Raw genomic sequence first — 15,764 nt, 5'->3', positions numbered from 1 at the left:
TGGTGACAGCTTATAACAGAGGATAACAGCGCATGGTGCTTGGCAAACCGCAAACAGACCCGACTCTCGAATGGTTCTTGTCTCATTGCCACATTCATAAGTACCCATCGAAGAGCACGCTGATTCACCAGGGTGAAAAAGCGGAAACCTTGTATTACATCGTCAAAGGCTCGGTGGCAGTGCTGATCAAAGATGAGGAAGGCAAAGAGATGATCCTTTCCTATCTGAACCAGGGCGATTTTATCGGTGAACTGGGCCTGTTTGAAGAAGGCCAGGAACGTAGCGCCTGGGTTCGTGCAAAGACAGCATGTGAAGTGGCTGAAATTTCTTATAAGAAATTCCGTCAGCTGATTCAGGTTAACCCTGACATCCTGATGCGTCTTTCTTCCCAGATGGCGCGCCGTCTGCAGGTGACGTCAGAGAAAGTGGGTAACCTCGCCTTCCTGGACGTGACTGGCCGTATCGCGCAGACTCTGCTGAACCTGGCGAAACAGCCAGACGCAATGACCCACCCGGACGGCATGCAAATTAAAATTACCCGTCAGGAAATCGGTCAGATCGTCGGTTGCTCCCGCGAAACGGTGGGCCGTATTCTGAAAATGCTGGAAGATCAAAACCTGATCTCCGCCCACGGTAAAACCATCGTGGTTTACGGAACCCGTTAATCCTGCCTAAACGGCGTGCCATCGCGAGGTGTCACGCCGTTTTTGTCTCTATTCCCCATGTGGCGCAGGCTGATCTATCACCCGGAAGTTAACTACGCACTACGACAAACGCTGGTGCTGTGTCTTCCCGTGGCCGTGGGCCTGATCCTGGGACATCTTCAGCAGGGCCTGCTGTTTTCTCTCGTCCCCGCCTGCTGCAACATTGCCGGTCTGGACACGCCCCATAAACGCTTTTTCAAACGTCTGATAATTGGCGGCTCGCTGTTTGCTGGCTGTAGCCTCGCGGTGCAGCTTCTGCTGGCTCGTGATATTCCCCTGCCGCTGATCCTGACCGTGCTGGCGATGACCCTCGGCGTCACCGCCGAAATCAGCTCGCTCCATGCCCGTCTGCTTCCCGCGTCACTCATTGCGGCCATCTTCACCCTGAGCCTCGCCGGTAATATGCCCGTGTGGGAGCCGCTGTTGATCTACGCCCTCGGCACGCTGTGGTACGGGCTGTTTAACTGGTTCTGGTTCTGGCTGTGGCGGGAGCAGCCGCTGCGCGAATCTCTGAGCCTGCTCTACGTGCAGCTTGCGGATTACTGTGAAGCCAAATACACCCTGCTCACCCAGCATACGGATCCGGAGAAATCCTTACCGCCGTTGCTGACGCGCCAGCAAAAGGTGGTAGACCTGATAAGCCAGTGCTATCAGCAGCTGCATATGCTCGCCGCCAACAAGAACCACGAATATAAACGGCTGTTGCGCACCTTTCAGGTGGGGCTGGATCTTCAGGAGCATATCTCCGTTAGCCTTCACCACCCGCAGGAGGTGCAAAAGCTGGTTGAGCGCAGCCATGCCGAAGCGGTGATCCGCTGGAACGCGCAGACCGTCTCCGCGCGCCTGCGGGTGCTGGCCGATGATATTCTCTACCACCGCTACCCCACGCGCTTTAACATGGACAAACAGCTCGGCGCGCTGGAGAAAATTGCCCGTCAGCACCCGGATAACCCGGTCGGCCAGTTTGCCGCCTGGCACTTCAGCCGCATCGCCCGCGTGCTGCGCACCCAGCGCCCGCTTTATTCCCGTGACCTGATGGCGGATAAACAGAAACGTCTGCCGCTGCTGCCGGCGCTGAGAAGCTACCTGTCTCTGAAATCTTCCGCTCTGCGCAACGCTGCAAGGATTAGCGTCATGCTCAGTATCGCCAGCCTGATGGGCATGGCGCTCCACCTGCCGAAACCATACTGGATCTTAATGACCGTGCTGTTTGTTACCCAGAACGGCTATGGCGCCACGCGGGTGCGCATTCTGCACCGGGCAGGCGGCACGATGGCGGGGCTGATTATTGCGGGCGTGACGCTGCATTTTCACGTGCCCGAAGGCTATACCCTGGCGGGCATGCTGGTGATCACCCTGGTAAGCTATCTAATCATTCGCAAAAACTACGGCTGGGCGATGGTGGGCTTTACGGTGACGGCGGTATATACCCTGCAGCTGCTTACGCTTAACGGCGAACAGTTTATTGTTGCCAGGCTGATTGATACCCTGATCGGCTGCCTGATTGCCTTCGGCGGCATGGTCTGGCTCTGGCCGCAGTGGCAGAGCGGGCTGCTGAGGCAGAACGCCCACGACGCGCTGGAGGCCGATCAGCAGGCCATTCGTCTGATCCTGAGCGACGATCCGCAGCCCTCCCCGCTGGCGTATCAGCGGATGAAGGTCAACCAGGCGCACAACGCCCTGTTTAACTCGCTCAACCAGGCGATGCAGGAGCCGGGCTTTAACGCGCATTATCTGGCGGACATGAAGCTGTGGGTCACGCACAGCCAGTTTATCGTTGAGCACATCAATGCCATGACCACGCTGGCGCGCGAACACACAATGCTGACGCCGGATCTGGCGCAGCGCTATTTGCAGTCGTGTGAAATTGCGTTGCAGCGGTGTCAGCAGCGTCTGGAGTATGACGCGCCGGGCGAGTCGGGGGATTCGAACATTCTGGAGGCACCGGAGACGCTGACCCACGGCCCGATGAGCACCCTGGAGCAGCATTTGCAGCGCGTGCTGGGACATCTGAACACCATGCACACCATTTCGTCGGTGGCATGGCGTCAGCGCCCGCATCACGGCATTTGGTTAACGCGGCGGTTAAAGCGAACCGAGTATTAGCCTTTTACGATCTTCTCGACCGCCGCGGCAAAGCGGGTTAACCCGTCGTCAATATCTTTCTCTTCCACCACCAGCGACGGCGCAAAACGCATCACGTCCGGCCCGGCGTTGAGCACCATCACCCCTTCGCGAGCGGCGGCATGCAGGAAATCGCGCGCGCGGCCTTTGTACTGCGGCTTAAGCTCCGCACCAATCAGCAGCCCCATGCCGCGGATCTCGCTGAAGACGTCGTACTTATTGTTAATCTGCTGGAGATGCTGCACAAACAGCTCGCGTTTCGCGCTAACGCCGTTTAGCACCTCAGGGGTGTTGATGATGTCGAACGCGGCACCCGCCACGGCGCTCGCCAGCGGGTTACCGCCGTAGGTCGAGCCGTGAGACCCGACGTGGAACGCAGAGGCAATCTCCTGCGTCGTCAGTACCGCACTCACCGGAAAACCGCCGCCGAGCGCTTTCGCGCTGGTCAGAATATCCGGCGTCACGCCGTAGTGCATGTAGGCAAACAGCTCTCCGGTACGCCCCATCCCGCACTGCACTTCATCAAACACCAGTAGCGCCTGATGTTCGTCGCACAGTTCGCGCAGCCCTTTCAGGAATTCCGGGGTTGCCGCGGTCACGCCGCCTTCGCCCTGAATCGGCTCCACCACCACCGCGCAGGTGTGGTCGTCCATCACCGCTTTCACCGCGTGCAGATCGTTAAACGGCACGTGGATAATGTCGGCTGGTTTCGGACCGAAGCCGTCGGAATACTTCGGCTGGCCGCCAACGGAGACGGTAAAGAAAGAGCGTCCGTGGAAGGCGTTATGGAAGGCGATGATTTTAGTTTTGTACGGGCTGTGGCGCGTAGTTGCGTAGTAACGCGCCAGCTTAAAGGCGGTTTCGTTGGCTTCGGTGCCGGAGTTCATAAACAGCACGCGCTCGGCAAAGGTCGCATCAATGATCTTGCGGCCCAGGCGCAGCGCAGGTTCGTTGGTGAACACGTTGCTGGTGTGCCACAGGGTTTCGCCCTGGGTTTTCAGCGCGTCCACCAGCGCAGGATGGCAGTGGCCCAGCGCCGTGACCGCAATACCGCCCGCGAAATCCACATACTCCTTGCCCTGCTGATCCCAGACGCGGCTGCCTTTCCCCTTCACCGGGATAAACTCAGCCGGTGCATAAATCGGCAGAATCACTTCATCGAATGTCGCGCGGGTAATTGCTGGTTGTTCAGTTGCCATGTCATGCCCATCCATTTTATGTCACATTCATTGTGAAAATATAATCATAAAATATGCATAAAAACTCACAACAAGGCAACAGATATTCAGCGATTGAGGAAATTTGCCAGCAGGGCGTGCCCCTGCTCGCTGAGGATACTTTCAGGGTGGAACTGGACGCCTTCGAGATCCCACTCGCGGTGGCGAATCCCCATGATCTCCTGCGTATCGCTCCAGGCGGTCACGTCAAAGCAGTCGGGCAGCGTCGGTGGGTCAATCACCAGCGAATGGTAGCGCGTCACGGTTAGCGGGTTATTCAGCCCGGTGAATACGCCCGTGCCGGTGTGGGTGACCGGCGAGGTTTTGCCGTGCATCACTTTCGCGGCTCGCACGATGGTAGCCCCAAATGCCTGGGCAATCGCCTGATGACCGAGACAGACGCCCAGGATCGGCAGCCTGCCGGCATAGTGGTGAATAACCTCCAGAGAAATGCCCGATTCCGATGGCGTACACGGTCCCGGCGAAATGACAATTTTCTGCGGAGCCAGCGTCTCAATATCAGACAGGCTGAGTTCGTCGTTGCGGCGGACAACCACCTCTGCACCCAGTTCACAAAAATACTGGTAAAGGTTCCAGGTGAAGGAATCGTAGTTATCAATCAGCAGAATCATGGCGGCTCCCGAAAAAAATGCCGCCCTATTCTACTCAGATTCCCGCGCTTCGCTCACTACTTTGGCAAAGATAGCGCTCAGCGCGGTCAAATCTCCCGTGGCCCCGCTTCGGTTCGCCGCCACCCACTGCTCGGGATCAATATCCCGCCAGTCCAGCGCGTAATTCGCGTGGATGGCCAGCTGCTCAAAGAAGACGCGCTGAGCAATGCCATTACCGCGCATAAAGGGATGCAGCATGTTGATTTCACAGTAGTAATGGCTCACTTTTTCAACAAACGCCGCTTTTTCAAGACCCACAAGATACTTATCACTTTCCAGCGCCGCCATCAGTTCGTTACCCATCGTCTCGATGTACTCAAAATGGCAGAAGGGAATGTCGCCCTTAAAAATATCGTCGGTACGGAATTCGCCTGCCTGCTTCATCTCTCTGTGATACAGATGGCGATGAATGAGGCACAGATGCGGTAGCCCGGGCGCTGAGGGCCCAAGCTCCAGCGTCTCAATGCCGGGCTCTGAAGGACCATTACCTTTTTCAAGGAGACAACTGGCCTGAAAATTGACGTTACGCTGTTGCTCCCAGAGACGGGATTTTTGCTTATCGGTGAGTTTTTTCACTTAACGCCTCCCTGAATAGTCCGTTTGCCACAAGTATAAGCAGCAAAACGCGCTTTCGCAGGGAGGGCTGAAAGACACGGGCAGGATATGCCCGTGTGGAAGAACGATTACGGCAGCACTTTCGCGGAGAGAATCACCACTGGCTTAGACGGCACATTCTGGTATGGGCCGACATCGTGGGTCTGAACCTGAGAGATTTTGTCCGCCACGTCCATCCCTTTCACAATTTTACCGAAGACCGCATAGCCGAAGTCGCGCTGGCCGTGGTCGAGGAAAGCGTTATCCGCCACGTTGAGGAAGAACTGGCTGGTGGCGCTGTCTTTATCCGCCGTGCGCGCCATGGAGATGGTGCCGCGCTTGTTCAGCAGGCCGTTGTCCGCTTCGTTTTTGATGGGTGGGTTAGGCTGTTTCTGCTGCATCTGCTCGTTGAAGCCGCCGCCCTGAATCATGAAGCCAGGGATCACGCGGTGGAAGGTGGTGTTGTTATAGAAACCACTGTTCACGTAGTCGAGGAAGTTTTTTACAGAAACCGGAGCTTTCTGGCTATTCAGTTCCAGCTCAATGTTCCCGGCAGAGGTGGTCAGCAGAACGTGAGGGTCCCCTTTGGCTGCCAGCGCAGCAGGGGAAACGGCAGAAAGAGCAAACACAGCTGCGACAGCCGCCAGTGTTGATTTGAGCATGAGAATTCCTTAACAAAGCGCAGTATAAAAAGCGAATGGCTTGATTCTAAAGAGCAGTATGAACCGAGACCAGCCTTTTACCTAATTTTACGAAATTGAAACAATTATTACTGCGCAAACGATTGGTTATACCGCCATTTAGTGTGATTTAGATCACACTAAAACCTGCAATGGCATATTCATTTCCCTTAAAAGATAGGAATAGATCACTTTAGCGACTAAAATCTGCCCGCTCTCAGCGCCCTACCGGCGCTTTTCTTTTTCTGAACAGGCCAGACATGACTAACAGCAATCGCATCAAGCTCACATGGATAAGCTTCTTCTCCTACGCCCTGACCGGCGCGTTGGTGATCGTCACCGGGATGGTGATGGGAAATATCGCAGACTACTTCCAGCTGCCCGTTTCCAGCATGAGTAACACCTTCACCTTCCTCAACGCGGGGATCCTGATCTCAATCTTCCTGAATGCCTGGCTGATGGAAATCGTCCCGCTGAAAACCCAGCTGCGCTTCGGCTTCGTGCTGATGGTTGCCGCCGTGGCGGGCCTGATGTTGAGCCACAGCATCGCCCTGTTCTCCGCCGCCATGTTCGTGCTGGGCCTGGTCAGCGGGATCACGATGTCGATCGGTACGTTCCTTATTACGCACATGTATGAAGGCCGCCAGCGCGGCGCGCGCCTGCTGTTTACCGACTCCTTCTTCAGCATGGCCGGGATGATTTTCCCGATGGTCGCCGCGTATCTGCTCGCGCGCAGTATTGAATGGTACTGGGTATACGCCTGTATCGGTCTGGTCTATGTCGCGATCTTCATTCTGACCTTCGGCTGTGACTTCCCGGTGCTGGGCAAAAAAGCGCAGACCACCTCAGAGCCGGTGGCGAAGGAAAAATGGGGTATCGGCGTGCTGTTCCTCTCCATTGCCGCCCTGTGCTACATCCTCGGTCAGTTGGGCTTTATCTCGTGGGTACCTGAATACGCCAAAGGTCTGGGCATGAGCCTGAACGACGCGGGCAAACTGGTGAGCGATTTCTGGATGTCTTACATGTTCGGCATGTGGGCCTTTAGCTTCATCCTGCGCTTCTTCGACCTGCAACGTATTCTGACCGTCCTGGCGGGTCTGGCGACCGTGCTGATGTATCTGTTCATCAACGGTGCCCCGGAGCATATGCCATGGTTCATCCTGACCCTGGGCTTCTTCTCCAGCGCGATTTACACCTCAATCATCACCCTGGGCTCCCTGCAGACCAAAGTGGCTTCGCCAAAACTGGTGAACTTCGTGCTGACCTGCGGCACCATCGGCACCATGCTGACCTTCGTGGTCACGGGCCCGATTGTGGCGCACAGCGGCCCGCTGGCCGCGCTGCACACCGCTAACGGTCTGTATGCCGTGGTATTTATCATGTGTTTCATTCTGGGCTTCGTGACCCGTCACCGCCAGCACAATACGGCAACGGCTACCCACTAATCGTCAAAACCCCTTTGCGTTCCGCAAAGGGGTTTTACCCTGCTTACCCGCTCTGACTGCCGATTCGTAAAAAACCCCTCAAATTTGTGCGAAAAACAAGCAAGCACAAAAATCAAACAATATCCGTTACTTATAAAAAACCTGACAAATCATAGATATACCCACTAAGGGGTAGGCGAAGGCGTATTTGATTTGCATCAATAAGTGCCCCTGCTGAATCGTTAAGGTAGGCAGTAATAGAAAAGAAATCGAGGCAAAAATGAGCAAAGTCAGACTCGCTATCATCGGTAACGGCATGGTCGGCCACCGCTTTATTGAGGATCTTCTCGATAAAGCCGATGCTGACCAGTTCGATATTACCGTGTTCTGTGAAGAACCCCGCAAGGCGTACGACCGTGTGCACTTGTCTTCCTACTTCTCTCACCATACCGCCGAAGAGCTCTCTCTGGTGCGCGAAGGTTTCTACGAGAAGCATGGCGTAAAAGTGCTGGTGGGCGAACGCGCTATCACCATCAACCGTCAGGAGAAAGTGATCCACTCCAGCGCCGGGCGTACGGTTTTTTACGATAAGCTGATCATGGCGACTGGCTCGTATCCGTGGATCCCGCCGATTAAAGGGTCGGAAACCCAGGATTGCTTCGTTTACCGTACCATTGAAGACCTCAACGCCATTGAATCCTGCGCACGTCGAAGCAAACGCGGTGCGGTTGTTGGCGGTGGCCTGCTGGGCCTGGAAGCGGCAGGCGCGCTGAAAAACCTCGGCGTTGAAACCCACGTTATCGAATTTGCCCCGATGCTGATGGCGGAACAGCTGGACCACATGGGCGGCGACCAGCTGCGTCGTAAAATCGAAAGCATGGGTGTGAAGGTTCACACCAGCAAGAACACCAAAGAGATCGTGCAGGAAGGCACAGAGGCGCGTAAAACCATGCGCTTTGCCGACGGCAGCGAGCTGGAAGTGGACTTCATCGTCTTCTCCACCGGTATTCGTCCGCGCGACAAGCTCGCCACGCAGTGCGGCCTGGCCGTAGCCCAGCGCGGCGGGATCATGATTAACGATACCTGCCAGACCTCCGATCCGGATATCTACGCCATCGGCGAGTGCGCCAGCTGGAATAACCGGGTATACGGTCTGGTGGCGCCAGGATACAAAATGGCGCAGGTCGCCGTGGACCATATCCTCGGCAGCGAAAACGCCTTCACCGGCGCAGACATGAGCGCCAAGCTGAAGCTGCTGGGCGTGGACGTAGGCGGTATCGGCGATGCGCATGGCCGCACCCCGAACTCCCGCAGCTACGTTTACCTCGACGAAAGCAAAGAGGTCTATAAACGCCTTATCGTCAGCCAGGACAACAAAACCCTGCTCGGTGCGGTGCTGGTGGGCGATACCAGCGACTTCGGTAACCTGCTCCAGCTGGTACTGAACGCCATTGAGCTGCCGGAAAACCCGGACGCGCTGATCCTGCCGGCGCACGCCTCCAGCGGTAAACCATCTATCGGCGTAGATAAACTGCCGGACAGCGCGCAGATTTGCTCCTGCTTCGACGTCACCAAAGGCATGCTGATCTCCGCCATCAACAAAGGCTGCCACACCGTTGCGGCGCTGAAGGCCGAAACCAAAGCCGGTACCGGCTGCGGCGGCTGTATTCCGCTGGTCACGCAGGTACTGAACGCTGAACTGGCGAAACAGGGCATCGAAGTGAACAACAACCTGTGCGAGCACTTCGCTTACTCTCGCCAGGAGCTGTACCATCTGATCCGCGTGGAAGGCATCAAGTCCTTCGACGAACTGCTGGAGAAACACGGCCAGGGTTACGGTTGTGAAGTGTGTAAACCGACCGTCGGCTCCCTGCTGGCGTCCTGCTGGAATGAGTACGTGCTCAAACCAGAACACACGCCGCTGCAGGACACCAACGATAACTTCCTGGCGAACATCCAGAAAGACGGTACTTACTCCGTCATTCCGCGTTCCGCCGGTGGCGAAATCACCCCAGAAGGGCTGGTCGCCGTGGGCCATATCGCCCGTGAGTTTAATCTGTACACCAAAATCACCGGTTCCCAGCGTATCGGCCTGTTTGGCGCGCAGAAAGATGATCTGCCGGAAATCTGGCGTCAGTTGATTGAAGCGGGCTTCGAAACCGGTCACGCGTATGCCAAAGCGCTGCGTATGGCGAAAACCTGCGTGGGCAGCACCTGGTGCCGCTACGGCGTGGGCGACAGCGTGGGCTTCGGCGTCGAGCTGGAAAACCGCTACAAAGGCATCCGTACCCCGCACAAAATGAAGTTCGGCGTCTCCGGCTGTACCCGTGAATGTGCGGAAGCGCAGGGTAAAGACGTAGGGATCATCGCCACCGAGAAAGGCTGGAACCTGTACGTGTGCGGCAACGGCGGGATGAAACCACGCCACGCGGACCTGCTGGCGGCGGATCTCGATCGCGATACGCTGATCCAGTATCTCGACCGCTTCATGATGTTCTACATTCGTACCGCCGATAAGCTGACCCGTACCGCGTCCTGGCTGGATAATCTCGAAGGCGGTATCGACTACCTGAAGTCGGTCATCATTGATGACAAGCTGGGTCTGAACGAACAGCTGGAATCCGAGATGGCTCGCCTGCGCGAGGCGGTGATCTGCGAGTGGACCGAAACCGTCAACACCCCGGCGGCGCAGACGCGCTTCAAACACTTTATCAACAGCACCCAGCGCGACCCGAACGTGCAGGTGGTGCCGGAGCGCGAACAGCATCGTCCTGCAACCCCGTATGAACGCATTCCGGTGATGCTGGTGGAGGAAAACGCATGAGCCAGTGGGTAAACATCTGCAACATTAACGACATTCTGCCAGCAACCGGCGTCTGTGCTTTGCTGGGTAACGAGCAGGTAGCTATTTTCCGCCCTCGCCACGATGAACAGGTCTTTGCCATCAGCAATATCGATCCGTTCTTTGAGGCCAGCGTGCTCTCCCGCGGTCTGATTGCTGAACACCAGGGTGAGCTGTGGGTCGCCAGCCCGCTGAAAAAGCAGCGTTTCCGCTTAACCGACGGGCACTGCATGGAAGATGAAAGCTTCTCCGTGAAGCACTACGACGCCCGCGTGAAGGACGGCAAGGTGCAGCTCAAAGCGTAACCCTCCGCTTTTCCAATAGGAAAGGCTTATGACCCCTTATGGGTAACGGCAGGAAAAACCGTATGTTCTGTACGATTCCTGCTGTTATCCTGACGTCAATTCTTACCCCCTCCTTGAATGCTGTGAGGTAACGTCGTGGACCACCTGCCGATTTTCTGTCAATTACGCCATCGCGACTGCCTGCTTGTGGGCGGCGGCGATGTGGCTGAACGCAAAGCGCGCCTGCTGCTGGATGCTGGAGCCCGACTGACCGTCAATGCCCTCACCTTCGCTCCGCAGTTTGACGTCTGGGCGCAGGAAGGGATGCTCACGCTGGTGCAGGGGGAGTTTGATGAGTCCCTGCTGGATACCTGCTGGCTGACGATTGCCGCGACGGATGACGATGAAGTGAACCAGCGCGTCAGCGACGCCTGCGAAGCGCGCCGGATCTTCTGCAACGTGGTGGATGCGCCGAAAGAGGCCAGCTTTATCATGCCGTCGATTATCGACCGTTCACCGCTGATGATCGCGGTGTCTTCCGGCGGCCGCTCGCCCGTACTTGCCCGCCTGCTGCGGGAAAAACTGGAAGCTATTTTGCCGCAGCATCTCGGCCAGATAGCCCACTACGCCGGGCAGCTTCGCTCCCGCGTGAAGCAAACCTTCTCAACCGTGGGTGAGCGTCGTCGCTTCTGGGAGAAATTTTTCGTTAACGACAGGCTCGCGCAGTCGCTGGCGAATCAGGACGCGAAAGCGGTTGAAGAGACGACCGAGCAGCTGCTGAGCGAGCCGCTGGATCACCGTGGTGAAGTGGTGCTGGTCGGGGCTGGTCCGGGAGATGCGGGTTTACTGACCCTGAAAGGGCTCCAGCAGATCCAGCAGGCGGATATCGTTGTGTATGACCGCCTGGTCTCCGATGACATCATGAACCTGGTGCGCCGCGACGCCGACCGCGTCTTCGTCGGTAAACGGGCAGGCTACCACTGCGTGCCGCAGGAGGAGATTAACCAGATCCTGCTGCGTGAAGCGCAAAAGGGAAAACGCGTGGTGCGCCTTAAGGGCGGCGATCCGTTTATCTTTGGCCGCGGCGGCGAAGAGCTGGAAACCCTGTGCAATGCAGGCATTCCGTTCTCCGTGGTGCCGGGCATAACGGCGGCATCCGGCTGTTCAGCCTACTCAGGCATTCCGTTGACCCATCGCGACTACGCCCAGAGCGTGCGTCTGGTGACGGGCCACCTGAAAACCGGCAGCGAGCTGGACTGGCATAACCTGGCTGCTGAAAAGCAGACGCTGGTGTTCTACATGGGGTTGAACCAGGCCGCCACCATCCAGGCGAAACTGCTGGAACACGGCATGGAGGCTGATATGCCCGTTGCGCTGGTGGAAAACGGGACGTCAATCAAGCAGCGCGTGGTGAATGGCGCGCTGACGCAGCTCGGTGAGCTTGCGCAGCAGGTCGAAAGCCCGGCGCTGATTGTGGTGGGTCGCGTGGTTGAACTGCGCGATAAGCTGAACTGGTTCTCGAATCACTAACGCATATTCTCCCTCCTTCGAGTAGTCCTTAAGCGGACTACTCCCTTCATACCTCAGTCGATAACATACCGCTCGCATAGTGGAACTTTTCCATTTATTCCCTCGTGTTACATCCAATTTAAGATTTTTTGACAAGGAATGCGTATGTTCAAGCTGGCAAAAGCCGCCGTTCTGGTTGGCCTGTTATCGACTCTGACCGCCTGCACCGGTCACGTTCAAAATACTAAAAATAACTGCAGCTACGATTACCTGCTGCACCCGGCGATCTCCATTTCGAAGATCATCGGCGGTTGCGGCCCGGCGGCACAGCAGTAAGCGTTTTTCAGGCGTAAAAAAACCGGGGATTTCCCGGTTTTTTATTGAGTCCGTATTTGTCGGGTAGCGGCTTAAGGTTTCGCCACAAACCCAATCGCCTCGTACACCGCTTTCAGGGTTTCGGACGCGCGCGCGCTGGCTTTTTCTGCGCCCTCTTTCATCACTTTTTGCAGGAAAGCTTCGTCGTTACGGTAACGATGATAACGCTCCTGCAACTCGGTCAGCATACCGGAAACGGCATCAGCCACTTCGCCTTTCAGGTGGCCGTACATCTTGCCTTCGAAGTGTTTTTCCAGCTCAGGGATGCTCTGTCCGGTTACGCCGGAGAGAATGTCCAGCAGATTGGAGACGCCCGCTTTGTTCTGCACGTCGTAGCGCACCACAGGCGGCTCGTCGGAGTCGGTGACCGCGCGCTTGAGCTTTTTCACCACCGATTTCGGATCTTCCAGCAGGCCGATAACGTTGTTGCGGTTATCGTCAGACTTGGACATCTTCTTGGTTGGCTCCAGCAGCGACATCACGCGCGCGCCGGATTTAGGAATAAACGGCTCTGGCACTTTGAACACGTCGCCGTAAAGCGCGTTAAAGCGCTGGGCGATATCACGGCTCAGCTCCAGGTGCTGCTTCTGGTCTTCACCCACCGGCACCTGGTTGGTCTGGTACAGCAGGATGTCGGCCGCCATCAGCACCGGATAGTCGAACAGGCCAGCGTTGATGTTTTCAGAGTAGCGGGCAGACTTATCCTTGAACTGGGTCATGCGGCTCAGCTCGCCGAAATAGGTATAGCAGTTCAGCGCCCAGCCCAGCTGCGCATGCTCCGGCACGTGAGACTGAACGAAAATGGTGCTCTTTTCAGGATCGATACCGCAGGCCAGATAGAGGGCCAGGGTGTCCAGGGTGGCTTTGCGCAGCTTCTCAGGATCCTGACGCGCGGTGATAGCATGCAAATCTACGATGCAGTAAATGCAATGGTAGTCATCCTGCATGCTGACCCACTGACGCAACGCACCCATGTAGTTACCAATGGTCAATTCACCTGAAGGCTGTGCGCCACTAAAAACGATGGGCTTAGTCATTATTCAATTCCTGATGTTCACTGTGCGAAAGCCCGAGTGCGGGCAACAAATCTTTGAAGTGGTCGAACACAACATCCGGCTCACTCAGCGTAATGGCCTCACCGTAGTTGTAGCCATAGGTTAAACCGACGGAAGGACACCCCGCCGCTCGGGCAGCCAGAATATCATTACGCGAATCCCCGACAAAGAGTAGCTCCGCAGGCGTTAAGGATAATTTTCCTGCCACCAGCAATAGCGGCTCCGGATGCGGCTTTTTGTTCTGCACGTCATCCCCGCCTACAATCACGGAGAAATATTTCGCGATATCCAGCGCCTCCAGCAGCGGCGCAACAAACGGCGTCGGCTTGTTGGTCACCAGTCCCAGCGGGATGCCTTTCGCGTGCAGCACGCTCAGGGTTTCCTGGACGTCCGGGAACAGGAAGCTCCCCTCCTCGACGGCCTCTTCGTAGAAGCGATCGAACAGCTTGCGCAGAATACGCAGCTGCTCATCCTGCGGGATATCGGCGTGATCGACGCTTGGTTTCCCCTGCGCGGAACGCTGCGACGCGCGTTCCTGACGAGCCCACGTCAACGCGCGCTCCATCAGGACATCGGCACCGTTGCCAATCCATGTAATCACACGATCTTCGCCCGCAACGGGCAGTTCCAGTGCATACAGCGCCTGATCGACGGCGCTCGTTAAGCCCGGCGCGCTGTCCACCAGCGTGCCGTCGAGGTCGAATGCCACACCCCGAATTGCCTGCAATTTATCCATGACTTACCTTCGCCAGCTCGCGGCGCATTTCATCAATGACTTTTTTGTAATCCGGTTGGTCGAAAATTGCCGAACCTGCAACGAACATATCCGCGCCCGCTGCCGCAATTTCGCCAATATTATTCACTTTCACACCGCCGTCCACTTCCAGACGAATATCATAGCCAGACTCGTCAATGCGACGGCGCACTTCGCGCAGCTTATCCAGCGTGTGAGGGATGAACGACTGGCCGCCAAAGCCCGGGTTAACGGACATCAGCAAAATCACGTCCAGCTTGTCCATCACGTAATCGAGATAGCTCAACGGTGTTGCCGGGTTAAACACCAGCCCCGCCTTACAGCCGTTCTCTTTGATCAGCTGCAGCGTGCGGTCAACGTGCTCGGAGGCTTCCGGATGGAAAGTGATAATGCTGGCGCCCGCTGCGGCAAAGTCAGGCACGATGCGGTCGACAGGCTTCACCATCAGGTGAACGTCGATCGGTGCGGTAATGCCGTAGTTACGCAGGGCCTTGAGCACCATCGGACCGATGGTCAGATTGGGAACGTAGTGGTTATCCATAACGTCGAAATGGACGACATCTGCGCCAGCTGCGAGAGCTTCCGCCGTGTCTTCACCCAGGCGGGCAAAATCGGCCGACAGAATTGAGGGGGCAATCAAAAACTGTTTCATCCGCATCTCCTTGAAATGTGTTTACCGGCGGGCAAAACGGCTCAGGGGCGATAAAGAGCCAGGAGTTCGTCCACCTTTTTACGTGTGCCGCCGTTGCTGCTAATGCTACGCCGCACCTTAACCTGAAAATGCTTCGCGGCTTTGTACCATTCGCGCGTATCAGGGGTATCGTGATTTGAAATTAACACCGGAATTCTTTTGCTGACCAGTTTTTCCGCCATCTCCGCCAGGCGGGCCTGTTCGGCCGGGCTGAAGCTATTGGTGTGGTAGGCGGTGAAGTTCGCCGTCGCAGACAGCGGCGCATAAGGCGGATCGCAGTAAACCACCGAGTTTACGCCTGCCAGTTCCATGCACTCTTCATAGGAGAGGCAGTGGAACTCTGCATTCTGCGCTTTCTTCGCAAAATGATACAGCTCGTCCTGCGGGAAGTACGGGCGCTTATAACGACCAAACGGCACGTTAAATTCGCCGCGCAGATTATACCGGCACAGGCCGTTGTAACCATGACGGTTGAGGTAAAGGAACAGCAGCGCGCGGCGGAACGGATCCTGGCTCTGATTAAATTCCGTGCGGAACTGATAGTAAACGTCAGGGCTGTTGTTCTCTGGCGTAAACAGCTTGCGCGCCTCTTCCACATACTCATCGGTACGCAGCTTAACGATGTTATAGAGGCTGATAAGGTCGCTGTTGATATCCGCCAGGATATAACGAGAAAAATCGGTGTTCAGGAACACCGATCCCGCGCCCACGAAGGGCTCGATCAGACACTCGCCTTTTGGCAGGTGCTTTTTAATATCATCGAGCAGGGGGTATTTCCCCCCTGCCCATTTCAGAAAAGCGCGATTTTTTTTCATGCTGACTAACTGATTACACCTTCTC

The 15,764-nt window shown here is 56.4% G+C and carries 15 protein-coding genes; 7 read left to right on the top strand and 8 right to left on the bottom strand.

The features are described 5' to 3' along the window. Positions 1-32 precede the first annotated feature (32 nt). Positions 33-665, top strand: a complete 633-nt coding sequence (gene crp, locus ACMWL8_RS12495) for a cAMP-activated global transcriptional regulator CRP (RefSeq protein ID WP_000242758.1) — start codon at positions 33-35, stop codon at positions 663-665. A 57-nt stretch (positions 666-722) separates the two neighbouring features. Next, positions 723-2,810, top strand: coding sequence for a YccS/YhfK family putative transporter (locus ACMWL8_RS12490; protein WP_241276876.1), 2,088 nt, complete (start codon positions 723-725; stop codon positions 2,808-2,810). Here ACMWL8_RS12490 and argD read toward each other — a convergent pair. The 4 genes from argD to ppiA all read right to left on the bottom strand — a co-directional run bounded on the left by argD (position 2,807) and on the right by ppiA (position 5,972). After that, positions 2,807-4,027, bottom strand: a complete 1,221-nt coding sequence (gene argD, locus ACMWL8_RS12485; protein ID WP_193532537.1) for a bifunctional acetylornithine/succinyldiaminopimelate transaminase — start codon at positions 4,025-4,027, stop codon at positions 2,807-2,809. The genes ACMWL8_RS12490 and argD overlap by 4 nt on opposite strands. An 86-nt stretch (positions 4,028-4,113) precedes the next feature. Then, a complete protein-coding gene (gene pabA / locus ACMWL8_RS12480) occupies positions 4,114-4,677 on the bottom strand; it encodes an aminodeoxychorismate synthase component 2 (RefSeq protein ID WP_028014649.1) in 564 nt (187 codons plus the stop codon). Positions 4,678-4,707: 30 nt separating this feature from the next. Beyond that, positions 4,708-5,292, bottom strand: coding sequence for a putative adenosine monophosphate-protein transferase Fic (locus ACMWL8_RS12475; RefSeq protein WP_028014650.1), 585 nt, complete (start codon positions 5,290-5,292; stop codon positions 4,708-4,710). Between the two features lie 107 nt (positions 5,293-5,399). Beyond that, entirely contained in the window at positions 5,400-5,972 is a 573-nt protein-coding gene (ppiA, locus tag ACMWL8_RS12470) for a peptidylprolyl isomerase A (RefSeq protein ID WP_032644556.1), read from the bottom strand. A 278-nt stretch (positions 5,973-6,250) separates the two neighbouring features. Between ppiA and tsgA the strand changes: the two genes are divergently transcribed. The 5 genes from tsgA to ACMWL8_RS12445 all read left to right on the top strand — a co-directional run bounded on the left by tsgA (position 6,251) and on the right by ACMWL8_RS12445 (position 12,385). Further along, on the top strand, positions 6,251-7,435 hold the full coding sequence (gene tsgA / locus ACMWL8_RS12465; protein ID WP_045259345.1) for an MFS transporter TsgA: 1,185 nt from the start codon (positions 6,251-6,253) through the stop codon (positions 7,433-7,435). Between the two features lie 259 nt (positions 7,436-7,694). Further along, entirely contained in the window at positions 7,695-10,238 is a 2,544-nt protein-coding gene (gene nirB, locus ACMWL8_RS12460; RefSeq protein ID WP_045259346.1) for a nitrite reductase large subunit NirB, read from the top strand. Further along, a complete protein-coding gene (gene nirD / locus ACMWL8_RS12455; protein ID WP_045259347.1) occupies positions 10,235-10,561 on the top strand; it encodes a nitrite reductase small subunit NirD in 327 nt (108 codons plus the stop codon). Before nirB ends, nirD begins: the two co-directional genes overlap by 4 nt. A 135-nt stretch (positions 10,562-10,696) precedes the next feature. Further along, on the top strand, positions 10,697-12,070 hold the full coding sequence (gene cysG / locus ACMWL8_RS12450) for a siroheme synthase CysG (protein ID WP_028014655.1): 1,374 nt from the start codon (positions 10,697-10,699) through the stop codon (positions 12,068-12,070). Positions 12,071-12,214: 144 nt separating this feature from the next. Then, positions 12,215-12,385, top strand: coding sequence for a YhfL family protein (locus ACMWL8_RS12445; RefSeq protein WP_008503029.1), 171 nt, complete (start codon positions 12,215-12,217; stop codon positions 12,383-12,385). A 71-nt stretch (positions 12,386-12,456) separates the two neighbouring features. Here ACMWL8_RS12445 and trpS read toward each other — a convergent pair whose 3' ends face one another. Genes trpS through dam form a run of 4 tightly spaced genes read right to left on the bottom strand, consistent with a single transcriptional unit; the run spans position 12,457 to position 15,739 of the window. After that, positions 12,457-13,461 (bottom strand): tryptophan--tRNA ligase, encoded by a 1,005-nt coding sequence (gene trpS, locus ACMWL8_RS12440; protein WP_023298773.1) that lies wholly within the window; start codon positions 13,459-13,461, stop codon positions 12,457-12,459. Beyond that, the gene (gph, locus tag ACMWL8_RS12435) at positions 13,454-14,215 is read right to left on the bottom strand and encodes a phosphoglycolate phosphatase (RefSeq protein ID WP_045259348.1); all 762 of its coding nucleotides are present in this window, start codon (positions 14,213-14,215) and stop codon (positions 13,454-13,456) included. The genes trpS and gph overlap by 8 nt, the downstream gene beginning before the upstream one ends. Continuing rightward, positions 14,208-14,885, bottom strand: coding sequence for a ribulose-phosphate 3-epimerase (rpe, locus tag ACMWL8_RS12430; RefSeq protein ID WP_023333698.1), 678 nt, complete (start codon positions 14,883-14,885; stop codon positions 14,208-14,210). The genes gph and rpe overlap by 8 nt, the downstream gene beginning before the upstream one ends. Positions 14,886-14,926: 41 nt before the next feature. After that, complete coding sequence (gene dam / locus ACMWL8_RS12425; protein WP_028014659.1) at positions 14,927-15,739, bottom strand: adenine-specific DNA-methyltransferase; 813 nt, start codon at positions 15,737-15,739, stop codon at positions 14,927-14,929. Positions 15,740-15,764: the final 25 nt, after the last annotated feature.

Source organism: Enterobacter sp. 04-C-12-SI-ECC, assembly GCF_047530715.1.
GTDB lineage: Bacteria > Pseudomonadota > Gammaproteobacteria > Enterobacterales > Enterobacteriaceae > Enterobacter > Enterobacter bugandensis.
The sequence above is the reverse complement of the archived record's forward strand: the minus strand, read 5'-3'. Positions and strand labels throughout refer to the sequence as shown.